This window comes from Enterocloster sp. (assembly GCF_057861365.1).
On sequence record NZ_DBMACH010000012.1, the window covers coordinates 39,485 to 63,707 of the forward strand.

Annotated in this window: 25 protein-coding genes and 1 pseudogene; 4 read left to right on the plus strand and 22 right to left on the minus strand. The window is 46.9% G+C overall.

What is annotated here, in order from left to right:
• Positions 1-11: 11 nt before the first annotated feature.
• From fabF to ACZM6M_RS12695, 6 genes are all read right to left on the minus strand, one after another.
• On the minus strand, positions 12-1,250 hold the full coding sequence (gene fabF, locus ACZM6M_RS12670; protein WP_337433472.1) for a beta-ketoacyl-ACP synthase II: 1,239 nt from the start codon (positions 1,248-1,250) through the stop codon (positions 12-14).
• A gap of 30 nt (positions 1,251-1,280) precedes the next feature.
• Complete coding sequence (fabG, locus tag ACZM6M_RS12675) at positions 1,281-2,021, minus strand: 3-oxoacyl-[acyl-carrier-protein] reductase (RefSeq protein ID WP_337433471.1); 741 nt, start codon at positions 2,019-2,021, stop codon at positions 1,281-1,283.
• Between the two features lie 2 nt (positions 2,022-2,023).
• Positions 2,024-2,950 carry an ACP S-malonyltransferase gene (fabD, locus tag ACZM6M_RS12680; RefSeq protein WP_337933655.1) on the minus strand — a complete coding sequence of 309 codons (927 nt, stop codon included), beginning with the start codon at positions 2,948-2,950 and terminating at the stop codon, positions 2,024-2,026.
• A gap of 3 nt (positions 2,951-2,953) precedes the next feature.
• Positions 2,954-3,880, minus strand: a complete 927-nt coding sequence (fabK, locus tag ACZM6M_RS12685) for an enoyl-[acyl-carrier-protein] reductase FabK (RefSeq protein ID WP_066543034.1) — start codon at positions 3,878-3,880, stop codon at positions 2,954-2,956.
• A gap of 97 nt (positions 3,881-3,977) precedes the next feature.
• Positions 3,978-4,211, minus strand: a complete 234-nt coding sequence (acpP, locus tag ACZM6M_RS12690) for an acyl carrier protein (RefSeq protein WP_066543036.1) — start codon at positions 4,209-4,211, stop codon at positions 3,978-3,980.
• Positions 4,212-4,351: 140 nt separating this feature from the next.
• Positions 4,352-5,314: a beta-ketoacyl-ACP synthase III gene (locus tag ACZM6M_RS12695; protein ID WP_337433470.1), complete on the minus strand. Its 963-nt coding sequence runs from the start codon at positions 5,312-5,314 to the stop codon at positions 4,352-4,354.
• A 318-nt stretch (positions 5,315-5,632) separates the two neighbouring features.
• Here ACZM6M_RS12695 and ACZM6M_RS12700 point away from each other — a divergent pair, with 318 nt between their 5' ends.
• Positions 5,633-5,899: an AbrB/MazE/SpoVT family DNA-binding domain-containing protein gene (locus ACZM6M_RS12700; protein ID WP_066543042.1), complete on the plus strand. Its 267-nt coding sequence runs from the start codon at positions 5,633-5,635 to the stop codon at positions 5,897-5,899.
• A gap of 83 nt (positions 5,900-5,982) precedes the next feature.
• On the opposite strand, the gene ACZM6M_RS12705 is transcribed toward ACZM6M_RS12700, so the two are convergent.
• The 9 genes from ACZM6M_RS12705 to uxuA form a co-directional block, all read right to left on the minus strand.
• Positions 5,983-6,336: a class Ib ribonucleoside-diphosphate reductase assembly flavoprotein NrdI gene (locus tag ACZM6M_RS12705; protein ID WP_066543044.1), complete on the minus strand. Its 354-nt coding sequence runs from the start codon at positions 6,334-6,336 to the stop codon at positions 5,983-5,985.
• 5 nt (positions 6,337-6,341) lie between these two features.
• Positions 6,342-6,824: a threonine/serine exporter family protein gene (locus ACZM6M_RS12710; RefSeq protein ID WP_066543046.1), complete on the minus strand. Its 483-nt coding sequence runs from the start codon at positions 6,822-6,824 to the stop codon at positions 6,342-6,344.
• Positions 6,821-7,612, minus strand: coding sequence for a threonine/serine exporter family protein (locus ACZM6M_RS12715; protein WP_417045382.1), 792 nt, complete (start codon positions 7,610-7,612; stop codon positions 6,821-6,823). The genes ACZM6M_RS12710 and ACZM6M_RS12715 overlap by 4 nt, the downstream gene beginning before the upstream one ends.
• A gap of 33 nt (positions 7,613-7,645) precedes the next feature.
• Positions 7,646-8,491, minus strand: coding sequence for a 16S rRNA (cytidine(1402)-2'-O)-methyltransferase (gene rsmI / locus ACZM6M_RS12720; protein WP_296037555.1), 846 nt, complete (start codon positions 8,489-8,491; stop codon positions 7,646-7,648).
• Positions 8,492-8,505: 14 nt separating this feature from the next.
• Positions 8,506-9,276, minus strand: a complete 771-nt coding sequence (locus ACZM6M_RS12725; RefSeq protein ID WP_066543054.1) for a tRNA1(Val) (adenine(37)-N6)-methyltransferase — start codon at positions 9,274-9,276, stop codon at positions 8,506-8,508.
• On the minus strand, positions 9,266-10,201 hold the full coding sequence (locus tag ACZM6M_RS12730) for a PSP1 domain-containing protein (RefSeq protein ID WP_317438443.1): 936 nt from the start codon (positions 10,199-10,201) through the stop codon (positions 9,266-9,268). Before ACZM6M_RS12730 ends, ACZM6M_RS12725 begins: the two co-directional genes overlap by 11 nt.
• Positions 10,202-10,227: 26 nt before the next feature.
• Positions 10,228-11,217 carry a DNA polymerase III subunit delta' gene (gene holB / locus ACZM6M_RS12735; protein ID WP_066543061.1) on the minus strand — a complete coding sequence of 330 codons (990 nt, stop codon included), beginning with the start codon at positions 11,215-11,217 and terminating at the stop codon, positions 10,228-10,230.
• A gap of 151 nt (positions 11,218-11,368) precedes the next feature.
• Positions 11,369-12,979: a mannitol dehydrogenase family protein gene (locus tag ACZM6M_RS12740; RefSeq protein ID WP_337433468.1), complete on the minus strand. Its 1,611-nt coding sequence runs from the start codon at positions 12,977-12,979 to the stop codon at positions 11,369-11,371.
• 2 nt (positions 12,980-12,981) lie between these two features.
• Positions 12,982-14,055, minus strand: a complete 1,074-nt coding sequence (gene uxuA / locus ACZM6M_RS12745; protein ID WP_066543063.1) for a mannonate dehydratase — start codon at positions 14,053-14,055, stop codon at positions 12,982-12,984.
• Between the two features lie 259 nt (positions 14,056-14,314).
• On the opposite strand from uxuA, the gene ACZM6M_RS12750 reads away from it, so the two are divergent.
• Genes ACZM6M_RS12750 through ACZM6M_RS12760 form a run of 3 tightly spaced genes read left to right on the plus strand, consistent with a single transcriptional unit; the run spans position 14,315 to position 16,045 of the window.
• Complete coding sequence (locus ACZM6M_RS12750; protein ID WP_484074116.1) at positions 14,315-14,617, plus strand: alcohol dehydrogenase catalytic domain-containing protein; 303 nt, start codon at positions 14,315-14,317, stop codon at positions 14,615-14,617.
• Positions 14,618-14,647: 30 nt separating this feature from the next.
• Positions 14,648-15,337, plus strand: a complete 690-nt coding sequence (locus tag ACZM6M_RS12755; RefSeq protein WP_484074117.1) for a zinc-binding dehydrogenase — start codon at positions 14,648-14,650, stop codon at positions 15,335-15,337.
• Positions 15,338-15,364: 27 nt separating this feature from the next.
• On the plus strand, positions 15,365-16,045 hold the full coding sequence (locus ACZM6M_RS12760) for a GntR family transcriptional regulator (protein WP_066543067.1): 681 nt from the start codon (positions 15,365-15,367) through the stop codon (positions 16,043-16,045).
• A gap of 50 nt (positions 16,046-16,095) precedes the next feature.
• On the opposite strand, the gene ACZM6M_RS12765 is transcribed toward ACZM6M_RS12760, so the two are convergent.
• The 7 genes and pseudogenes from ACZM6M_RS12765 to ACZM6M_RS12795 form a co-directional block, all read right to left on the minus strand.
• Positions 16,096-17,124 carry a zinc-binding alcohol dehydrogenase family protein gene (locus ACZM6M_RS12765; protein ID WP_066543070.1) on the minus strand — a complete coding sequence of 343 codons (1,029 nt, stop codon included), beginning with the start codon at positions 17,122-17,124 and terminating at the stop codon, positions 16,096-16,098.
• A 15-nt stretch (positions 17,125-17,139) separates the two neighbouring features.
• The gene (locus ACZM6M_RS12770) at positions 17,140-17,592 is read right to left on the minus strand and encodes a NanQ anomerase/TabA/YiaL family protein (protein ID WP_066543071.1); all 453 of its coding nucleotides are present in this window, start codon (positions 17,590-17,592) and stop codon (positions 17,140-17,142) included.
• A gap of 17 nt (positions 17,593-17,609) precedes the next feature.
• Positions 17,610-18,659: a 3-dehydro-L-gulonate 2-dehydrogenase gene (gene yiaK / locus ACZM6M_RS12775; protein ID WP_337434581.1), complete on the minus strand. Its 1,050-nt coding sequence runs from the start codon at positions 18,657-18,659 to the stop codon at positions 17,610-17,612.
• A 14-nt stretch (positions 18,660-18,673) separates the two neighbouring features.
• The gene (yiaK, locus tag ACZM6M_RS12780) at positions 18,674-19,723 is read right to left on the minus strand and encodes a 3-dehydro-L-gulonate 2-dehydrogenase (protein WP_066543074.1); all 1,050 of its coding nucleotides are present in this window, start codon (positions 19,721-19,723) and stop codon (positions 18,674-18,676) included.
• Between the two features lie 19 nt (positions 19,724-19,742).
• Complete coding sequence (locus ACZM6M_RS12785) at positions 19,743-20,534, minus strand: hypothetical protein (protein ID WP_337434582.1); 792 nt, start codon at positions 20,532-20,534, stop codon at positions 19,743-19,745.
• A 6-nt stretch (positions 20,535-20,540) separates the two neighbouring features.
• A pseudogene (locus tag ACZM6M_RS12790) lies at positions 20,541-22,677 on the minus strand (hydantoinase/oxoprolinase family protein).
• A 126-nt stretch (positions 22,678-22,803) separates the two neighbouring features.
• Complete coding sequence (locus ACZM6M_RS12795) at positions 22,804-24,189, minus strand: citrate transporter (protein ID WP_066543080.1); 1,386 nt, start codon at positions 24,187-24,189, stop codon at positions 22,804-22,806.
• Between the last annotated feature and the right edge of the window lie 34 nt (positions 24,190-24,223).

The window sequence follows — 24,223 nt, forward strand, 5'->3', positions numbered from 1 at the left end:
CCTCCTGTTCCTTACTCTGTAAATTTCTTTACGATCAGGCTGGCATTGTGTCCGCCAAAGCCCAGTGAGTTGCTGATAGCATAATTTACATTCATTTCTACGCCGTCACCCTGAGTGTAATCCAGATCGCAGCCCTCGCCCGGCTCCTCAAGACCAAGAGTAGCATGAACATAACCGTCCTGAATGGATTTTACACAGGTAATGAACTCTACGCCGCCTGCTGCTCCCAGAAGATGACCGATCATAGACTTGGTAGAATTAATCTTCACCTTCTCTGCCTGATCGCCCAGTGCCAGACGGATGGCCTTTGTCTCAAAGAGGTCATTATGATGAGTGCTGGTGCCGTGAGCATTGATATAATCTACCTGCTCCGGCATGATCTCTGCGTCCTTCATGGCAAATTCCATGGCCTTTGCAGCGCCGCTTCCGTCCTCAGCAGGGGAGGTGATGTGGTATGCGTCACAGGTTGCGCCGTAGCCCACTACCTCTGCCAAGATATTTGCGCCTCTGGCTTTTGCATGCTTTAAAGACTCTAATACAACAACGCCGGCGCCTTCGCCCATTACAAAGCCGTTTCTGTCCTTATCAAAAGGAATGGAAGCGCGTTTTGGATCGTCTGTTGTATTTAACGCAGTCAGGGAGGTAAAGCCTGCAATGCCGATGGGAGTAATGCTGGCCTCGGTTCCTCCTGCTACCATCACGTCTGCCTCTCCGTACTGGATGGCACGGAAGGCTTCTCCGATGGAGTGGGTACCCGTTGCACAGGCAGTTACCACATTGATGCATTTGCCCTTAAGCCCAAACTGGATGGCTACATTTCCGGCAGCCATATTGCAGATCATCAGAGGAACTAACAGAGGTTCTACACGGCTGGGGCCTTTTTCCAGAAGCTTCTTCTCGCTGCGCTCCATGGCCTGGAGGGAACCGATACCGGAACCTACGCTGACGCCCACACGGAAGGGATCCTCCTTTTCCATGTCAATGCCGGACTGGTCTAAGGCCTGCTTTGCCGCAGCTACCGCAAACTGGGAAAATGGCTCCATACGGCGGGCAGTCTTTGGATCCATGTACGCCTTAGCGTCAAAATCCTTTACCTCAGCCGCTAGCTTGCATTTAAAATCTGCCGTGTCAAAATAGGTAATGGGGCCAATGCCCAGTGTCTTATCCTTTAAGGCCTGCCAGAAGCTCTCCACATCATTTCCGATGGGCGTGATGGCTCCCATACCTGTTACTACTACTCTTGTCTTCATATGATCCGCTCCTTCTCTTTCCGGTTTGAATTACATAGCCATTCCGCCGTCTACGCTGATGACCTGGCCTGTGATATATCTGGCGTCCTCAGATGCCAGGAATGCGACTGTATTGGCAATATCTTCTACTTCCCCGAAGTTCTTCATGGGAATCTGCTCCATCAGAGCTTTTTTAATGTCATCCTTTAACACATCCGTCATCTCTGTGCGGATAAAGCCTGGAGCAATAGCATTTACGGTAATCCCGCGGCTTGCCATCTCTCTTGCCACACTTTTTGTAATTCCGATCACACCTGCCTTTGCAGCACAGTAATTGGCCTGTCCTGCATTTCCAAGAACGCCGGATACGGATGAGATATTGATGATCCTTCCGGATCTCTGCTTTAACATCTGACGGGAGATATGATGAATGCAGTTAAATACACCTTTTAAGTTGGTCTGGATCACTGCGTCAAAGTCCTCCTCGGACATCTTCATCACCAGATTGTCCCTTGTGATGCCCGCGTTATTTACAAGGATATCAAGACGGCCGTACTTTGCCACGATCCCGTCCAGCATCTCCTTGCTGCTGTTAAAATCGGAAACATTGCACTGCACTGCTTCCGCGATGCCTCCGGCCTCCCGGATCTCCTGTACTGCTTCCTCTGCCTTTGCAGCAGAGCCGTTATAATTTACAATTACTGTAGCGCCTTTTGCAGCCAGTGTCTTTGCAATCTGGCGGCCAATTCCGCGGCTTGCGCCCGTTACCAGTGCGATCTTTCCTTCCAGCATATCTAGTTCTCCTTTAAAGCTTCGATTACTTTGTCAATATCTTCTAATTTTTCTACATTCAGGCTCTTTACACTGCGGTTGATCTTACGCATAAAGCCAGTCAGCGTACGTCCCGGTCCAATCTCGATAAAGGTATCCACGCCATCTGCCAGCATAGCCTCTACGCTCTGCTGCCATTTTACAGAAGAAGATACCTGACGGGTCAGAAGCTCCTTTACCGGAGCTGCCTCTGTCACATACTCTGCGGTTACGTTGGCAACATACGGGATCCTGGGAGCATTTACCTCTACTCCTGAAAGTACCTCTCCCAGCTTTTCTCCGGCTCCTGTGAGCATACCGGAGTGAAAGGGACCGCTTACATTCAGTAAAATGGCTCTCTTGGCTCCTGCTGCCTTTAAGCGCTCGCAGGCCTCCTCTACCGCAGCCTTCTTACCAGAAATAACGATCTGGCCCGGACAGTTGTAGTTGGCAATCCATACGCCTTCCATAGAAGAAGTGATTTCCTCGATCACAGAGGCATCCAATGCCAGAACAGCCGCCATAGCGCCTTCTCCTGCCGGAACCTCCTCCTGCATCAGGATTCCTCTCTGGCGCACTGTGCGGATGGCGTCATCCTCGCTCATCACGCCTGCTGCTGCCAGAGCGCAGTATTCTCCCAGGCTTAAGCCTGCCGCCACATCCGGATGGATCCCTCTTTTCTCCAGCACCTTCATCATGGCAATACTGGTTGTCACCATAGCTGCCTGGGTATATTCGGTAATATCCAGACGGTCATTAGGCTCAAAGCACAGCTCGGGAACAGAAAAGCCTAAAAGATCTGAGGCTCTGTCAAATACCTTTCTTCCAGTCTCTGTCTGCTCATAAAAATCCTTTCCCATACCGCAGGTCTGTGCGCCCTGACCTGGGAAAATAAATGCGATCCTGCTCATTTTTTACTCCCTGTTTAAAAGTTTCTTTGCCTGCTCCATCATCTCGTCGATCATTTCCTTACAGGTCTGCTCTTTGGAGATCATTCCGGCGATCTGGCCTGCCATTACAGTACCGTTCATTACATCGCCTTCCTGTACGGCCTTGCGCAAAGCTCCTAACGTCAGGTACTCCAGCTCCTCAAAGGACTTTCCTTCCTGCTCTAACTTTGTATACTCTCTTGTCATCTGATTTCTCAGACCTCTTACGGGATGGCCGTGGGTTCTTCCGGTTACTACGGAGTCAATATCCTTTGCCTTGATGATGCGCTGCTTGTAGTTTTCATGTACGGTCGATTCCTTTGCCACTACAAAGCGGGTTCCCATCTGAACCGCCTCTGCTCCCAGCATAAATGCCGCGGCAATGCCTCTTCCGTCTCCAATACCGCCTGCCGCAATGACAGGGATGGAAACTGCATCCACTACCTGGGGAACCAGGGTCATGGTAGTCTCCTCACCGATGTGGCCGCCGGACTCTGTTCCCTCTGCGATTACTGCATCAGCCCCATATTTTTCCATACGGCGGGCCAGTGCCACAGAAGCTACCACTGGGATTACCTTAACGCCTGCTTCCTTCCACATCTGCATATATTTCTCAGGATTTCCGGCTCCGGTGGTGACTACCTTAATGCCTTCCTCCACTACAACTCTTGCCACGTCATCTGCATGAGGACTTAAAAGCATTACATTAACGCCGATAGGGCGGTCTGTGAGCGCTCTTGCCTTGCGGATTTCCTCACGAACCACCTCTCCCGGTGCGTTTGCCCCGCCGATCAGCCCCAGGCCGCCTGCTGCGGACACGCCTGCTGCCAGGTTATGCTCTGCCACCCAGGCCATACCGCCCTGGATAATGGGGTATTCAATTCCTAACATTTCTGTAATTCTTGTTTTCATTGTCTTCCTTCCAATAGAGGAAACAGCGTACTTCAATCCATCCACACGCCGTCCCTCTCATTTGCTTATGCAATTTTACACTCTGACCTTGAGGATCTTATGCCTCTACGCCGTGGTTCTTTAAGTACTCCATAACATCGCCAACTGTAGACATCTTCTCTAACTCCTCTGCCGGGATCTCTACAGAATACTCATCCTCTAAAGCCATTACCAGCTCAAAGAGATCCAGGGAATCAGCGCCCAGATCTTCCTTAAAAGAGGAAGCCTCTGTTACGGACTCAGCGTCTACACTTAACTGCTCTGCAATAATTTCTTTCATCTTCTCTAACATAATCTTTGTCTCCTTCTGACATATAAGTTTTATATTACAATTTAAATATTTACCATTATATTCACGAAATGTCCATGCCCTTTTTACAGGGCTTTACATTTTTTATCTTTTTTTAAGCATTTTGGTGATTTTTTACCGTCTTACCACTCCAAAAGCAGAGCTCCCCAGGTAAGACCTGCTCCAAATCCTGATAATACAATCCGCTCTCCGCGCTTTAACTTACCTGCCTGGTTCAGCTCGTCTAAAAGGATAGGAACAGAAGCTCCGGACGTATTTCCATAATGTTCCATATTCACAGGGAACTTTTCGATATCAACCTTCAGGCGTTTTGCAATGGATTCGATAATTCTGTAATTGGCCTGATGGATAATGAAATGGTCAATATCGCCGGTAATATATCCCGTGTCCTCCAGTACCTGGCTGATGCACTCCGGAACCTTCTTTACCGCGAACTTAAAGACCTCCTGTCCGTCCATAGCCATATATCCAAGCTCCGGTTTTCTTCCCAGAAGGAAGTTTCCATTGGAACGGGAGCCGCAGGTAAGCACTTCACCCTTTGCACCGTTTGAATGCATATTTAATCCCAGAACGCCTGTCTCGTCTGCGCTTACCACAGCTGCACCTGCTCCGTCTCCGAACAAGACGCAGGTTCCGCGGTCTGTCCAGTCAACCAGCTTACTGAGCACATCTGCTCCGATCACAAGGGCAGTCCGGTATATTCCGGAGGAAATAAAGGCGTGGGCTGTACTGAGGGCAAAAACAAAGCCGGTGCAGGCTGCGCTGATATCGTAGCAGGCCGCATGAATGGCTCCGATCTTTGCCTGTACCTCACAGGCCCCATTGGGAAAGCAGGAATCCGGTGATGAAGTAGCTAAGAGAATCAGGTCAATCTCCTCCGGAGCAATTCCGGCCTGCTCAATGGCTCTGGCTGCCGCTTTTGCCGCCATATCAGATGTACTGTCCTCTGTGGCGATCCGTCTTTCCCCTATGCCTGTACGGCTACGGATCCACTCATCATTTGTGTCAACGATCTTTGACAGATCATCGTTTGTCACGATCTGCTCCGGCACATACGAGCCGGTTCCTATTATTCTGGTTGTCATTTTTATTTACCCGGCCCTGAATGAGCGGTTCAAAACCTCCGCTGCCTGAGGGCTGTACCTTCCTTTGCCAAAATACTTTGAATCTCAAAGTAATACTACAGGATTGCGTGTTTTTTGTCAAGCAATTTTCTCCAATGACATACCTTAAATCGTCGCATTTTACCCCATTTCTTCAAAAAGAATATTCCGAAAATTTACTATATTATACCACAATTTACCAATTTACACTTTTCCATTTATTGACTTTATTTCTGTATTTTGTTACTTTAAAATCATAGAAGTCTATAAATTATACCTGTAAAGCGAGGAGGTCATATGATGAAAACCACAGGAGTAATCCGCAAGCTGGATGAGCTGGGCAGAATCACGCTCCCTATTGAATTAAGGAGAAGTCTTGACCTGGATGTCAAAGATGGACTTGAGATAACCGTTCAGGATGACTGTATTATCCTTAAAAAAGCGGAAAGCGCAGATATCTTTACCGGCAGCACCGAAGATCTGCTGGAATACGAGGGAAAGAAAGTTTCCCGAAGCTCCATTTTAGCTCTGGCGAAGCTGGCCGGGCTGAATGTATCAGAAGCCTGACAGAAAGCGGCAGTCTTTCAAAACTATATAAAAATATCCCCCTGTGCACGCTGAATGCGATATGCAGGGGGATATTTTGTTAATTACAGGGAAAGCTTCCCCCGGATCGCCCTATGGTCGTAGGAGTCTCCCACTCCATCTACCTGAGCGATCACAGGAACACCATACATTTCTGAAATGATCCTGCCCGCTCCACAGAAGGTATCACCGTGACGCTGCATATTTCCGGATACGATCACGCCCTTTAAATAAGAATGATTCTCTTTTAAGAACGCTGTCACAACAGGCGGCACAACGCCTCTGCCATCCGTATAGGTAAAAAGAATGAAGTCCTGATCCATGGTTTCCGTACCATCCTTTATCTTCATCGCCTCTAATCCAAGAACGTGAACCAGTTCCTCTACATTTCCACTGCGTGACGCATATACGTATTTCATAAATTCTAAATCCTCCTGTTCGATTCTCTTTTTTTATTTCCCCTGCTTCGCAAATGACTCTTCAGGCTTATAAAAAATCTTGCCATATGGGAAGCAAGTATGATCCCCAGAGCAATGGCTCCTGCCTCTGTGAGCACCAGCCCTGAGTAAGTTCCAAATTCTTCCTGATATCCCTGCACCAGATAATACATGGTATAGTAAAGGGCTTCTCCCGGAACCTCCGGAATCAGCATGGGCACAAGCAAAAGAATGACCGGCGTGCGCAGCATTCTGGCAAGAACCTCACTTAAGGCCGCCACAAAAAGGCTGGCTGCCAGAAGACCGGTAAATATACTGCATCCCATCGCCCTGCATACAAGGTATACCGCCCAGCCGGCGCCGCTTCCAAGGGCGATCACAGCCAGCTTTCTGCCCCGGACGCCAAAAAGGACTGCAAAACCAACGGAACCGATCATTCCCATAATGGTCTGAATTACCGAAAAGCTCATATTGCCCCTCCCAAAATGATAACACCGGCAAAGCCTATGGCTACTGCAACTGCTTTTAAAAGCGCCTCACTCATATTCAGCAGCCCACTGATCATATCTCCGTTTATCATATCTCTCAGAGAGTTGGTCAGCTGAAGTCCGGGGATTACCAGCATAATATCGCCAATCATAATTTTATCCGGCTGCACACCGATTCCCGCCCTTACCAAAAGAAGTACCGATATTGCTGTTACTGCACTGCAGAACATATTCTGAATAATGGTATTCAGCCTTAAAACTGCACTTCCGTGAAGGGTAGCATACAAAATGGCGCCTGAAAGAGCTGCCGCTATGCCGTCCATCAGAGTACCTCCGAAAAAGACTGACAGGGAGGAAGCAATCATCATATGCATTGCCAGCTCCAGGCTTACGGAAATCCTTTTTCCGTTTTTTATCGCGTCCAGTCCTGCCTTCAGTTCATTCAGTCCTGCCGGATCGGCGCAGATTCTGCGGGACAACTCATTTACCTTTGCCACTTTTTCAAGATCTGTGGTTCTCGTCCGGATGCGCCTTGTCTGGGTCATGGTCCTTCCATCTGAAAGCATGGCTGTGACAATGATACTGGACGTAATGGTAAATACATCTGCCCGCACAAAGCCGTATGCCTTGCACAGTCTGGTAATCGTATCCTCTACCCGGCTTACCTCTGCACCGTGCATGGCAAGCAGTTCTCCTGCATCCATAATCGCTGTCATAAGATAATTCATCCGGTCATACTCATTTTCACTGAAAATCATTTCTCTGCTCATCTTTATATCATCCTCAGACAGCCGAGCTTCCGGTTACAGCAATCCCTGATACACGTCCCTTTTCGATATCCCCCGGTCCTTTGCAACCGCCTTCATGGCCTCTTTTTTATCCATCCCCTGAGCCAGATAATGCTCCATATGCTCTTCCAGCGTCAGGGCTTCCCAGGACTGCCTTACTTCTTCCTGAATTTCCTGAACAGAACGCCCCCGGATAACGATTACGCACTCACCCTTAGGTTCTTCCTCCTCATATACGGCCAAAGCCTCCGTAAATGACGTTCTCCAGGCACTTTCAAACCGCTTTGTCAGCTCTCGGCAGATGGTGATATCCCTGTCTCCCATTGCCTCGTACAAATCCTTAAGGGTACTCTTTAAATGGTGGGGCGCTTCATACAGGATAATGGTCCTGGTTTCATTTTTCAGTTCTTCCAAAATCCTCTGGCGCTCCTTTTTGTCGCTCTTTTCCGCAGGCAGAAAAGCCTCAAAGCAGAAACGGCGGGTGGGAAGCCCCGACATGGTAAGAGCCGTAATACAGGCAGCAGGTCCCGGAAGGGAGGTCACTGCAATCCCGGCCTCATAGCACTGGCGTACCAGCTCTTCTCCCGGATCGGAAATACCCGGTGTTCCCGCATCGGTAATCAGGGCAATATTTACCCCTTCCTTCAGCTTTTCCACCAGATATTTTGCCTTGTCTACCTTATTGTATTCGTGATAGCTGGTCATAGGTGTCTTTATCCCCAGATGGTTTAACAGCTTAATGCTGTGGCGGGTATCCTCTGCCGCGATCAGATCCGCCTCTTCCAGCGTCCGCACAACCCGGTAGGTGATATCCTCCAGATTTCCAATAGGCGTTGCACACAAATATAAAATTCCTGCCATGATCACAGCTCCTTTCAGTATCCGTAGGTAGTCCGTATTTCTTCGGAATATTCTCCGTTTTCGTCAAACACGATCACCGGCGCTTCTGCCTTTAAGAGAGCGCCGCCTCCGCGGACTGCCTCAATCAGCACCATATTGGCCTCTCTGTCCCTGTACGGGTGGACAAACTTCATCCGTTTGGGCTCCAGACCGTGTTTTTTCATGGTTTGAATGATCTCAATCAGCCGTCTTGGCCTGTGCACCATGTAAAAACGTCCCCCAGGACGCAGCAGGCAGGTTCCCTCCCGCACCACATCCTCCAGGGTACACAGCACCTCATGGCGGGCAATGGCCTTGGCATCTCCAGGGTTCTTGATGCCGTGAGCGTCATTCATATAGGGCGGATTGCTGGTCACCACATCAAAAGAAGCCCGGGCAAAGAGCGTCCCGGCCTCCTTTATATCACCTGTTACAATATCCACCCGTTCCTCCAGATGGTTGTATGACACGCTTCTGCGGGCCATATCAGCGGATTCCTCCTGGATTTCCAGTCCTGTGAAATGTTCTCCCTCTGTTTTGGCGCTTAAAAGAATAGGAATGATTCCTGTTCCCGTTCCCAGGTCCAAAGCCCGTTCCCCCTTCTTTACCGCCGCAAAGCCAGAAAGAAGCACCGCATCCATTCCAAAACAGAATGCGCCTTTTCTCTGGATAATTCCATAATGATTCCTCTGCAGATCATCAATCCGCTCGTCATCCCGCAGACGGATCCCGCCTGTTTCAGTCCAGGTATGCTCCTTATTTATCATTGAGCTTTGACTTTCCTTCCTTTTTCTCCAGTGCTTCCAGTTTTTTCAGCTCTGTATCCGTATTTGCGCTGTCTTTAGACGGCCGCTCCCCGTTTTTGCCCTTTTTCTTTCTGGGCTTAAACTTCAGCTCCTCTACCTTGTACTCGCGGATTTCCTTCTCGTCCCGGTCAACCACTACCACAACCTTTACAAGCTGACGCAGTACATTGACGCTGTGTACCTCTCCCTTTAAGCCGTCTGCCGTTGTCACATAGTCTCCAATGGCCGGGAGCCTGCTGTTTAATACCTCGTATGTCTCTTCCTCATTTTTCAGGCAGCACATAAGGCGGCCGCAGACGCCGGAAATCTTGGTGGGATTTAAGGAAAGATTCTGTTCCTTTGCCATCTTGATGGACACCGGAATAAACTCGGACAGATAAGAATGGCAGCACAGGGGCCTTCCGCAGATTCCGATTCCGCCCATGATCTTTGTTTCATCCCTCACGCCTACCTGGCGCAGCTCAATCCTTGTCTTAAATACGCTTGCAAGATCCTTTACAAGTTCTCTGAAATCAATCCTTCCGTCTGCTGTAAAGTAAAACAGCACCTTATTATTATCAAAGGTATATTCCGCATCAATCAGCTTCATATCCAGCTTGTGCTTGCGGATCTTTTCCTGACAGATCTTAAATGCCTCTTTTTCCTTTTCCTTGTTCCGGGTTTCCACTGCCCGGTCCTCATCGGTAGCCATCCGGATCACCGGTTTTAACGGAGGCACAACCTTTCCTTCCTCCACCTCACGGTTTCCAAGCACTACATAGCCGTACTCAATCCCTCTGGCTGTTTCAACGATCACATGATCGCCGGTCTTTATATCACGGCCCGCAGGGTCAAAATAGTAGATTTTGCCCGCAGTCCGAAAACGAACGCCGATAACTGTCAACATCATTCCTCCTGTATTTACGCTTACTCTCAATTCTCTTTCATGGTAAGGAGCATCAGTTCCATCACAAGCTCCATATTTACATTGGCATCCAGACGTACTCTGGCCTTGTCAATGGCTGCCAGTATCCGTTCCAGACCCTCATATCCGCTTAAAGCCGCAACCTGCTTTACAGTAGAAAATTCATCCTTAAAGATCAAAAGGTTAATGTCCTTAGTTGTCTTATACATCAGAATATCCCTGTACCACATCTGCATAAAATCCAGGCAGTCATGAAGATCCAGATTATCATCCTTTAATTTACGGATATAATTTAACAGCTCAGAGATATCCATATCCTTCAGATGCTTTAAGAGATGAAGAATTTCCTCATACATAATCTTAAAATCCTCCGAATCTGCCAGATGAATCGCCTTTCCCAGATTTCCCCTGGCAAATGCAGCATAGATCTCAGCCTGTGCTTCTTCCACCTTCAGCGACTGGATCAGATATTCTTTTACCACCGAATCACGCAGGGGCTTTAACTTCAACTGCACACATCTGGAAAGAATAGTGGGAAGAAAGGCGTCCTGATTCGTGGTAAGAAGCAGAATTACCGCATAAGAGGGCGGCTCTTCAATAGTCTTAAGAAGGGCATTCTGAGCCTGAACCGTCATTTTTTCCGCTTCATCTACGATGTAGATCTTATAATAGCTGCTGTAGGGCCGGATCATAATGGTATTATTAATCTGCTCCCGGATCTCATCTACGCCAATACTAGCTGGCTTTTCATGAGTCACATAAATCAGATCCGGGTGATTACCCGAAAGCACCTGTCTGCAGGCATGACACTGCATACAGGGCTCCGGCTTTCCCTTTTCACACAAAAGGCTCAGTGCAAAGGCATTTGCAAGGGATTTTCGCCCCATTCCCGCTTCGCCGCTGAGTATATACGCATGAGAGACCTTGCCTGTTTCCACTGCATTTTTAAAATGCTCCTTGATCTGCTCATGTCCCAGAATATCCTTAAAAACCAGCATCTGCCATACCCCCTTTGGTTGCTTTTTATGCTTTAACCAGTATAACATAAGTTAATTTTGATGTATAGCCTTTTCATATGGCAAAAGCCGGTACAGGCCGCGCTTATTGGCGGCCTGTACCGGCTTTCCGACTGTTTTTATTAACCTTAAACTATGCCAGATACTTCTTCAGAACGTTTCTGACAGCTCCCGGGCCTGCAATTTCTTCTAAGAACATCTCTTCGATCCGCTCTCCGATACCTGCTTCATAAAGATCAATTCCGAAAATATTTGCATTTGATAAAATGCTCTTTAACTGGCCGGTATAGGTCTCCGGCTTTCCTACCACAATTCCCTCCAGCTGCTTTGTCAGCTCAGGAACCATAGGATCTGCAGACAGCTCAAATGCCTTGCCTTCATCATCGACTGCCAGAAGGTAACGGCACCAGCCTGCGATTGCCAGCGGAATTGCAGTCAGTTTCTTCGCATCGCCATACTGTGCTACATAAGACTTGATGGTCTCACCATAACGGATACCAACCTTCTGGGATGTATCAGTTGCGATACGCTGAGGTGTGTCAGGCATAAATGGATTAGGGATTCTTACCTGAATTACTTCATTTACAAAATCTACAGGAGAAAGGATGCCTGGATCCGTAACAACCGGCATACCCTCTACAGGACCAATCTGATGTACAAGCTTATTCAGCTGCTCATCCTTCATCTCATCTGCAATCAGATCATATCCCAGTACACAGCCGTAAACGGCAAGAGCAGTATGGAGCGGATTCAGACAGGTTGTTACCTTCATGCGCTCTACCTTATTTACTGTATCGCGGTCTGTCATATATACGCCGGCCTTTTCAAGTGCAGGTCTTCCGTTGGGGAATTTGTCCTCGATTACCAGATACTGAGGTCCCTCTGCATTAACAAAAGGTGCAATATAGGTCTTCTTGGAAGTAATAACCGGAGCCATATCCTCAATTCCGGCCTTTTCCAGCTCCTGGCATACAGAATCAGCAGGTCTTGGGGTAATCTTATCAATCATAGACCATGGGAAGGAAACCTGTGCCTCATCTGTGATATAAGCCACAAACTCTTCTTCTACAAAGCCCTTCTTGCTCCACTCTTTTGCCATAGTTACGATGGAGCTCTGAAGCTTCTCGCCATTATGAGAGCAGTTATCCATGGAAACTACTGCCAGAGGATACTTTCCTGCCTTATAGCGCTCATAAAGCAGAGCACATACAACTGCCATAGCAGAACCGGCTTTGTCTGGTCCATTGTCAATATCTGCCTGAATAAACGGGAAATAAGAGCCATCTGCTCCCTTTAAAGCATATCCCTTCTCTGTAATGGTAAATGAAATCATCTGCAGGCCAGGATTTACAAAAATTTCCTTCAGACGGTTCCACTGGGATGCGTCATTAGACTGTGCCTTGATTGCCTCTGTCAGAGAGCCCAGCACTCTCTTATCAGTTGAACCGTCAGCCTTTAAGGTAACGGCCAGAACCAGATTGTCATAGGGTGCATAAATCTTGTCAACAACATCAAAATCGAAAGTTTCAACACAGGTAATTCCCTTTGAAGCTTCGCCATTTGCAATTAAAGTATCTGCAATGCCGCCGATAAAGATACGGAAGATATTTCCGGCTCCAAAATGAACCCAGACCGGAGACTTCTTTGTTTCTTCTGCAACTGCTGCAATGTCATATGCAGGAAGAGCGACTCCCGCTTTCTCCCACTGTTCTTTTTCTTTTAAGCCGTTTAATGTTAATTTCATTCTTAACCCCTCTTTGCGTTCTTGTCAATTGCTTCCCAAAGACCCTGAAGATAGCAGGCTCCCAGCGCTCTGTCATACAGACCATATCCCGGCATAGCAACTTCGCCCCAGATCATTCTTCCGTGGTCAGGACGGATGCAGCCGTCAAATCCGGTGTCGTATAAGGTCTTCATGATCTCATACATATCCTTAGAGCCGTCAGAGGACAGGTGAGCAGCCTCCTCGAAATCTCTGTCGCTGTTATACTTTACATTTCTTACATGGGCAAATGGGATTCTGCCCTTTGCCATACGGATAATCTCACAGATATCATTTTCAGGATTGGAACCCAGGGAACCTGTACACAGAGTTAAGCCGTTGTATGGCTTGTCTACTGCCTTTAACAGACGCTCAATGGTTTCCTTATTTCTCACGATTCTTGGAAGTCCGAAAATAGGCCATGCGGGATCATCCTGATGAATACCCATATGGATATCGTATTTCTCACATACAGGGCCGATTGCCTCCAGGAAGTATACCAGATTGTTGAACAGTTTCTCTGAATCTACATCTTTATATGCATCAAATAATGCTTTCAGCTTTTCAAGACGCTCTGGCTCCCAGCCTGGCATCACAAAGCCATTGGACATCTTTTCAATAGACTCTCTCATATGCTCAGGATCGATCTGATCAATTACGTCCTGATTATATGCGAGAACTGTAGAGCCATCCGGTCTCTTTCTTGCAAGATCAGAACGGGTCCAGTCAAATACAGGCATAAAGTTGTAGCATACCATGTGAATGCCTGCTTTTCCCAGGTTCTCAAGGGTTGTAATATAGTTCTTAATATGCTCGTCACGCTTTTCAGTTCCGATCTTAATATCATCGGAAACGTTCACGGACTCGATACCCATAATAGACAGGCCTGCATCCTCAACAGTCTTCTTTAACTCTGCGATCTCTGCCTCTTCCCATACCTCTCCAGGCATCTTTCCCATAAGAGTTGTGATAACTCCCTTTACTCCCGGAATCTGGCGGATCTGCTCCAGAGTTACACTGTCATAGCCTGGTCCATACCAACGTAATGTCATGTTCATAATGTTCTACCTCCATATGTTAAATTTTGTTGCTTCATCATTTTGGGCCTGATAACGCTCTTACTTGTATGGTAGTATAAAATTTCAATTTGTTCAATATGTAATTTTTTATAAAAATTAACCTTTTAGTTTATTAATTCTGTACATATTATTTTTTATGCCTCTCTTATATTGACTTTTGTCCCATAGGGTTTTAGTATAGGTAGTATGTAAGTTGTTTAATAAAACCTGCTATATTTCAAAAGGAGAGTGTGTGTTAATGAAAGCTGTACAAATCGTAAAGCCTGAAGACCTGAGAGTAATCGACATTGAAAAGCCTGTTATTGACGAAAAAAACAATGTTCTTGTAAAAATGACCGCTGCCGGCATCTGCGGTTCTGACATGGGTATCTACCATGGTACAAATGCTGCAGCAACCTATCCACGTATCATCGGACACGAGATGGTAGGCCGTGTTGACCAGGTTGGATCAAATGTCAAAAATCTGAAAGTAGGAGACCGTGTAATCATCAATCAGGTAACCAGCTGCGGCCACTGCTATCCCTGCCGCAAAGGACGCTGAAATGTATGCGATAATCTTGCTATCCGTGGCGTGCATATTGACGGAGGCTACCGCGAATTTATAGCTGTTCCTGAAAGCGACTGCTATGTTTTACCCGATTCCCTTTCTGATACGGACGCCATTATGATCGAGCCTACTACCATCGGGATCCAGTCCTGTACACGGGCTCAGCTGGAAAAAGATGATATGCTTCTGATCTATGGATCCGGAGCACTGGGCAGCACGATCTTAAAGGTAGCCCGTCTTCTCTGCGACCATATCATCGTAGCTGATATCATGGATGACAAGCTGGAACTTGCCAGACAGAACGGTGCTAAATACACCATCAATCCGCTGAAAGAGGATCTTACAGAAAAAATAAAAGAATATACAGAAGGCCATGGAAGCACCGTTTCCATCGACTCTGCCTGCACCAAGGATTCCCTCATTACTCTTTTAAAGGCAACTGGAAATGCCGGAAGAGTAATTACCATGGGCTTTTCAGTAGCTCCTACCGAGGTAAATCAGTTCCTGATCACCTCCAAGGAACTGGATGTCCGCGGTTCCAGACTTCAGAATCATATGTTCGGCAAAGCAATTGAACTGATCAACGAAGGAAAGCTTGATCTGAACGGTACTGTGTCACATACCTTCCCTCTGATCCGCGCTCAGGAAGCCTTTGACTTTAATGACAGCCATGATCCTTCCATCCGCAAGATTGCCCTTACCTTTGATTTCTAATTATCACATTTAAAGAAGGGATACATCATGAAAATTTTAGAACGGCAGCCTTCTGAAAAGGCTCGTTCCTACGCTATACGCGTACTTCTCTACAACATCACTGCCCTGGAACTGCCTCCGGGAAGTTCCGTCAGCGAAAACGAAGTATCTTCTGTCATGAACATATCCCGAACCCCTGTGCGGGAAGCTCTTATCGAGCTTTCCCGCATGGATCTTGTAGATATTCTTCCCAAACGGGGCAGTTTTATTTCCAAAATCGATTATGGATTGATTGAAGAATCTCGTTTTATGCGTCTCGTACTTGAGACAGCAATTGTGAAGCTTGCATGCGAACAGGGAATCTCATCCTATTATATGGAGCTGTTAGAGAAAAATCTCCGACAGGAATCTTCTCTGTCCAATACACAGGATTTCTCAGTCCAGCTGGAGCTTGACAATCATTTTCATCAGCTTCTTTTTGAATCTGTAGGAAAATCCAGAACCTTTGACATTATCTATTCCCAGATGATCCATTTTGACCGTCTCCGTATTCTGTCTTTAAAATCCTGGCAGGATGCGCGGGTAGTAAAAGACCATCAGAATATTCTGTATGCCATCCGTCAAAAAGATTCTGAATTGGCGGAAATGCTTATCACCCGCCACTTGACACGGTTTCAAGTAGAAAAAGCAGAGCTGACCAAACGTTATCCTGATTACTTTACGCTGTAATAAAACGGGCGTGTGAAAAACTTACGTTTTCTCACACGCCCGTTTCTGTTTTATACGGTTTTATCTACTTTTACAACTACCTTCATGTAGTTACCCGGATTCTTTTCAATATCCCGAATCGTCTCCGGTGCCTCATCCAGAGAAATAGTCTTGGTTAAAATCTTAGCCACATCTACCTTCTTTGTGTAAATCAGCTCGATCGCCTCTTCAAATTCTCCTGCACTTGTACGTGCTCCGCGAATATCAATTTCCTTACGCGTTATGATATCGGTAGGAATTGAGGTCTCTCTTGGAGGCCAGCCGGTAAGAGTAATTCTTCCTGCGTTGCTGACAAGATCAAGGCTGGAGCGAATTGCTGCATTGGATCCGCTGCACTCCATAACCTGCTGAGCCATCATTCCGCCTGTAATTTCACTGACTCTTGCAGCCGCATCTTCTTCTCCGGAATTGATTACATACTCAATACCCAGCTCCTTTGCAAAATCCAGACGCTCCTGAACAAGATCCAGAAGAATTGCATGTGCACCGTAAGCCTGTGCGATCATACCTGCCAGCAGACCAATAGGTCCTGCTCCGATGATCGCGCAGTACTCCCCTGCCTTTAATCCGCCTCTGTGGATTCCGTGAAGAGAAATAGTAAGAGGTTCTGCCATTGCAGCATCTGTCCAATCCATATCTTCCGGCATCTTTACCAGCATATCTGCCGGATGGCAAAAATACTCTGCCATGCCGCCGTCAATATGTACACCCAAAACCTTAAGGCTTGTACAGCAGTTTGTACGTCCGATAGAGCATGGATAGCACTCTCCGCAGTAAATGTATGGATCAACAATAACTTTATCGCCTGGTTTTAATCCCTTAGGATTATCTGCCGGAATTTCCTCTACGATACCAGCCAGCTCATGTCCAATGATCCTTGGGTAGGATACCAGTGTATTGGTTCCGCGGAAAGCACCTATATCACTTCCGCAAATACCAGCTGTAACAATACGGATCAGCGCCTCGCCCGGTCCCGGAACAGGCTTTTCCAGCTCTACACAATCTACATTTCTGGGCTCTTCCAGTTTAATTCCTTTCATTTTTCTCCTCCATTATTAAAGTGCGACTTTTACGACAACCTTTTTAACAAAGCATGGCCCGCCAGCCTGGCATCTTGGTTTATGAGCATCTTCAGGAGCAACGATGATCATATCTCCCTCTTCCAAAAGAACGGTTCCGCTTAACTCCGGCTCCTCATAGAAGATCAGATCATTTTCCTCAATGCGTTCCTTTACTTTAAGGCCATCTCTCTTGCAGATACCGAACTGCTCTTTTCCCTTTGCAACATACTGAATATCAAAGTATTTTTCATGGGTTTCAAAAAAACCTGTATCTGCCGGAATTGTAGTATATTCCTGAATGTTGGCTACTACTGTATCACCCATAATAGGATAGCTTCCTGCAGGCAGTGCATTGATATCTGTTTCTGCCAGCCACTTATAGGCACAGGTAAATTTCTCTTCCAGGTAATTATACTTCTCTGCAATACTTATATTTGAAAAAAACATAGTGATTCCTCCTGTTTTTATTTGCTTGCTATATCAGTCGTAGACATATCTCCTGACGCCAGGGAACAAAGCTGCTTCCAGATTGCCTCGTCTACATGAATCCCCTTCTTCATGCTTTCTTCCCGTACCGCCAAAGTCCTCTCTCCCGGATAGCTTACGCTTCCGCCTTCGCGCTCAGGATGAGCTTTTTTAACCGCATCAATCCTCCGGTTCAGCATATCCTGGATTTCATCTTTGGAGCCAAACAGATAGGGATCATATGCAATAAAGATCTGGCAGCAGTTCGTACAGCTGCCTTTTGCCTGTATATCCATATCCGTTCCGCTCATTCCATTGGCCATAAGCGCTACAGCCATATCCAAAGCAAGAGCCATACCGCTTCCTTTCCAGTATCCCATAGGAAGCCCCCGCATGGTTTCCTCTATGGCGCCCGGATCGCAGGTCAGATTTCCATCCTTATCAAATCCTCCCGGATAGGGAAGCTGCTTTCCCGCCAGACGATAAACTCCCAACTTTCCATAAGCGTACAGACTCATAGCCATATCAAGGATAAGCGGGCCATCCTCCCTTGGAATCGCCATACAGAACGGGTTGTTTCCCACACTGCGCTTATCGCTTCCCCACAATGGCATACAGCTTTCCGCATTAATCCAGCTCATACCCATAAAGCCTGCTTCAGCCATTTTCCATACATAGGTTGCGCCTCTCATCCAATGAGTAGTGTTTTTCAGGGCAACACAGCCAATCCCATGTTTTTTCGCCAGCTCTACAGCTCTGTCAGCACAAAAGAGCGCATTGGTAATGCCAATCCCCAGTTGTCCGTCATAATTTTCCACTGCGCCCTTTGCACCTGCAAGCTGAGGCTCGCCTTTAATGTTAACCCATCCCTTTTGAACATATTCCACAAATCTGGGAATTCGATTCAGTCCATGGCTTTCTACCCCATCAGCACTGGACTGAATATGAACAGCTGTACATATCTCAGCCTTTTCTTCTGTAAGTCCCAGATTCAGGAAAATCTGCTTTACATCCTGCTTTAATTTGTCATAAGGAACACGAACCCCCATATTTCCTCCCGGATTTACTTACTTGCAATGTCCTTTGTTTCCATATTGCCTGCAGCCAGAGCACAGATCTGCTCCCAGATTGCCTCGTCCACAGAAACTCCGTCCTTCATGCTCTTTTCGCGAGTGGAAATCGTTCTCTGTCCAGGACAGCTTACATGTCCGCCTTCATGCTCCGGATGAGCTGCGTTTGCAGCATCAACACGCTTGTTCAGCATAGCCTGAATTTCTTCTTTGGAACCAAACAGATAAGGATCATATGCAATAAAGATCTGGCAGCAGCCTGTGCAGCTTCCACGATTCTCATTGTCCATATCTGTTCCGCATTTGCCGTTTGCCATAAGAGCAGCAGCCATATCCAGTGCAAGAGCCATGCCGCTTCCCTTCCAGTATCCGGTAGGAAGAATTCTCTTACTGTCCTCAATTGCTCCCGGATCGCTGGTCAGATTTCCGTCCTTATCAAAGCCGCCCGGATAAGGAAGCTGCTTTCCTGCCAGACGGTATACGCCCAGCTTTCCATATGCATACTGGCTCATTGCCATATCAAGCACAATAGGGCCATCCTCTCTTGGAATTGCCATACAGAATGGATTGTTTCCAACGCTTGGCTCGTCGCTTCCCCACAATGGCATACAGCTTTCTGTGTTGATCCAGCTCATACCCATAAAGCCTGCCTCAGCCATCTTCCATGCATAGGTGCCGCCTCTCATCCAGTGAGTCGTATTTTTTAAAGCAACACAGCCAATTCCATGCTCTTTCGCCAGCTCTGCAGCCCGCTCTGCACAGAAAAGAGCATTTGTAATACCGATGCCCAGCTGACCATCATAATTCTCCACAGCACCTTTGGCTCCTACAAGCTGAGGCTTTCCTTCCAGATTGATCCATCCCTTCTGAACATATTCCACAAATCTGGGAATACGGTTCAGTCCATGGCTCTCAACGCCGTCTGCACTGGACTGGGTATGAATTGTAGCACAGGTCTCGGCCTGCTCTTCTGTAAGGCCCAGATTTAAGAATGCCTGTTTTACGTTTTTCTTTACTTCCTCATAAGCAACGCGAATACTCATATCGTTTCTCCTTTATTTTTTATACAGGCTCCCCTTCTTCACAGCAGGGAATTTTGCCTGCGTATTCCATTATCTCTTCATATAAACCGCTGGCTTCCTCCGGCGAATAGCCATATACCAGAAACACATCCATCACATAAGGGGAGTATGGAATTCCCGTGATGGCCTGGGCAAAGGCCATTGCGGCAATTTCACTTAAGACAATCACCGTGGAGTCATTATGCAGAGGTCCCAATGACCAGAGCCGGATCTTTTCCTGTTTTGTAAAAATCTCATCTTTATATTTTTCTTCTACAAAATGAAACAGCTCATGAGCCAGCAAAAGGCCTTTGATATCCAGCTGTTCAGTTAAAACCTCTTTCACTTCAGGACGCTCTGTAAATTTGTGTGCCTTCTTCACAGCATCCATGTAAATCTTTATATTGCCCGGTTCCCGGAATTCTGCAAACAGAACTCTATCTGCATTTTCCGGGAATGTAGGATATTCAACCTTCAGCCCCATGGCTTCCGATAATTCCTCAGGACTTCGGACACCGTAAAGGCAGCAAATCTTCTCAGCATATTCTCTGCCGCAGCAAACAGCCTGCTTCATCCAGCTTTTTCGCTGCCCGTCATCAAACTTTCCATTCAGCGGCTCTCTGGAAAAAGCATACGCATACATATCCTCTATCGGAATGGATGTCAGATCCTGAAGCATACGGACCAGAGGACGTACCTTAAAATGAGGACGTTCGTATCTTACCGGTCTCTGCTTTCCAAAAAGTCCGTCTGTAATGGGCTTTAAAGCTTCCTGAACCTTATTTCTGTCCATAACTGCTTATATCTCCGTAACTGAACCTACAATAATAATCTCCTCATCAGGCTCTCTGTCTCCCAGATCCAGATCCATCAGCAGGAAGATCTGCTCCAGATCAATTGCGCTGTAATCGCCTACTCTTGGACCTACGCATACAAAGAAATCAGGACGAAGAATGGAGTCTGTCTTAAATACGGCAGCCTCTTTCCAGATTGTTTCCACTACTTCTTTGTAATCGCGGACCGGACATTTTACAACCATACCGTTGGAGCACTGAACCTTGATAAAGCCCTTCTTATCAACAATACGCAGAGGATTCTTTCCCTCTCTCTCCCTGGTATACATAGAACTTGTCCGTCTTCTCTGCCAGGTGAATCTGGCTTACCTTTGATCCAAAATCCTGTGTAGCCAGTTCCAGAGCCTCTGCCTCATCACACTCTTTCAGAAGATCCGTTGTCTTTACTTCTGTAGATCCTGTTGCGATTGCTGTTACCTTACCGGTCTGACTGTCGATTTCAATATGAACCTCTACCGTATCAGGTGATGCGCCGGAGCTTACCGCTGCATCAGCCGCCTCTTTCTTAATCTCGCGGATATCATCCTGAGTCGGATTGGGGATCACTCGCTCTACTACGTCACGGACCATGGAAAGCGCAACGCCGATAGAGGAAATAACCTCAGCATTCTCCGGAATGCTGTACTGCAGTCCCATCTTTCCTGCACAGTAAGGTACAAGAGACGCTGCTCCGCCTCCGCAGCCTACCAGCTTCATGCTGTCATGATCCAGCTGATACTTCTCAGCCAGAGCGTTGATGCAGGCATTTACCTTCTCATAATCCTTATCCAGAATCTGTGTTGCAAGCTGCTCTACAGTGATTCCAAGCTTATCTGCTACAGGCTGCATTGCTTTGCGGGCTGCATTGGCATTTCCATAAGCAAAATACTTCTTATCGATCAATCCCAGAACATTGGCTGCACAGGTATTGGTAAAGCAGATACGCTTTCCGTTCTTTAAACGGATTGTAACGTAATCAGCAGGATCGCTTGGTTTCGGTCTTACCATCTCGATCTGCGGATCAACAATCTCCTCTTCAGGAGTAAAACATGCGTATTCGCAGCCTGCGATATGAGCAGAACGAGGACCTACGTCTACTACTTCCTTGTCATTGATACGAACCATAGAACCGCCGGCACATCCAAGAATGCGGACATCCAAAGAACTGATATATGTATCATGGCCTCCGATCTGGGCATAGTCTACACCGGGACGGCCATTCTTGATTACACCGATATTGGTTGTTGTTCCACCTACCTCAAAGTAAATGGCATTGGATGCTCTTAAGTACATCAGAGATCCCATAACAGATGCGGCGGGGCCGGATAATGCAGTTAAAATCGGACGCTTACGCATCTCGTTAATCTCCATAACACCGCCGTCGCCTCTCATGATCATCAGTGGAACCTGAACGCCTGCTTCTCTTACAGAAGACTCTGTTGCGTTTGCAGTTGCCATCATCTTAGGAAGGATGGACGCGTTAATTGCAGCTGTACGGGTACGTCTTGTAAGTCCATACAGTTTTGTAATATCAGAAGCCATACTAACCGGCACATTTTTCTTTTCTGCACAGTCATGGATCATCATTTCCTCATCCATGCTGTCTACGCCAAAGGCCATAGAAGCAACAATTACCTGTGCGCCCTGGCTGATCAAGTCATCAATATTTTTATTGATCACTTCCTCCGTCAGCATCTTTTTCTTAATGAAGGTATTAAATACCTTGATCATTCTGCCAACTTTTTCATCCAATACAATATCCTTCAAAGCCAGCTGGCGCTTTGCAAGAAATCCTTCCAGACCGCCTCCCGCTACGCCAACTACACCTACATTTGCCACGTCGCCCTCAATAAAGGCATTGGTAGCCTGAGTAGTAGAATGGGCTACGAACACCACATCCTCCGGTGCAATGTCATTTTCCCGCATACAATTCTGAAAACTCTGAACAACACCGGCAGCAACGCCGTTCTTGTCATCGTGGGTTGTCTTTACTTCATTTTTTCCAATAATTTCGTGAGTTTCATTGTCCATTGCTACGCATTTTGTGTAGGTTCCACCTACGTCAATACCCATGCGGACAGCTCTGTGCTTACGTTCTGCCATACTTCCCATATCCTTTCAATTTGATTATTCCATTAAATTTTCAGAAACATACTAAAGGGGCTGCGGGCGCATCCAGAGCGCCCGCAGAATAAAGATATACATTGTTTGAGAGATTTTATTGCAAGATTAGATGAACCATTCAGCGCCAAGTCCGGCAAGCATGATAAATGCTGCCGCATACTGAAGGACACCTGTCAAATATGCATTTGGAATTGATAATTTCAAGAAGTCCTTAGAATCAACCTTGGTGTAAGCCAATCCCCATGCAACCCAGGACTGTGTAATACAGCATCCGATGTTAACCGTGATTGTAGGAATTGCAAATACTGCATATAAGAATGGAACTGAGAAGGAAGCCACATTGGAAAGAACGCCTAATGTAGCGGCACCGCAGCCTACCAGAGTCATAGGGCCACGGAACAGTCCCATAAACAGCAGGGCTGCAAATGCAATACATACAACAAGCTCGCTTCTGGGCATGATTCCGCCAAGAACGACCTTAAAATAAGGAGATGCATAGGATGCTACTGTGTTGAACATCGGCAGTGTAAGAAGGAAGCCTACCAATGGAGCGGTGTCTACAACGCCGTCATAATACAGCTTATTTACCAGCTGGCAATTCTCCTTAAATGTACCCTTCATCTTTCCGCACAGGAACAGAGCTGCAAAACCGGCAATTACGAAGCCGCCGATAACGGAAAAATCAAGCCAGATCTTTAAGATAACAGGAACAATCGGAAGGATCAGAGTATAGAACGGAGCGTTCTTCTGATCTGCAGTGCCTCTTGTCTGGGCAGCCCATGCGTGGCTGGTCTTTGAGGATTTAAGGTAAACTGCGGAAAGAACAGTTGTAGCAACAAGCATGATCAGCAGAGCTGCAAGCCCCCAGTGGCTTACATACCATCCCAGAGTAAAGTCAGGCATCTGATCCGGCTGGATAAAAAAAGCGCGGTACTGTGCAAAGTTAACAGGATTTAAATAAATACCTGCTGCAACAGAACCCATAAAGCTGAACATGGCAATTGCTTTCGGAACTCCTAAAGACATAAGAATAGGAAGAACGATAACGCCGATTGCGATAACAGGGCCAGCTCCTGTCATAGCCGTAAAGATAACAGCTGTAACAATATTCAGCAGAGTGATAGTAACCAGAGGCTTGTCTCCGCCTAATTCAACAGTCTTACGAATCAGGGTAGACGCAATTCCGGTCTCCATCAGAACACGACCAAACCATGCACCCCAGCATACGTTTACCAGTGTAGTTCCCCAGCCTTCCGGAGCGCTCTGGTAAATCTTGTTCAGGATACCAACCAGTCCCTTTGCACCTTCAAACTGAAGAACCGGATTGGACTCCAGGAATGCCTGGCTTGCAAATAATGTGCCTCCCAGAGGAAGGATTGTCCAGATAAGTGTGATGATCAAGAATCCGATCATCAGGTTGTGGCCTTTAATACAGTAATATGCCAGGCCAAAAAACGTAAACAATAAAATTATACCGATGATATATTCCATGGTATTTCCTCCATTTCTTTTTTCCCTACGTCAT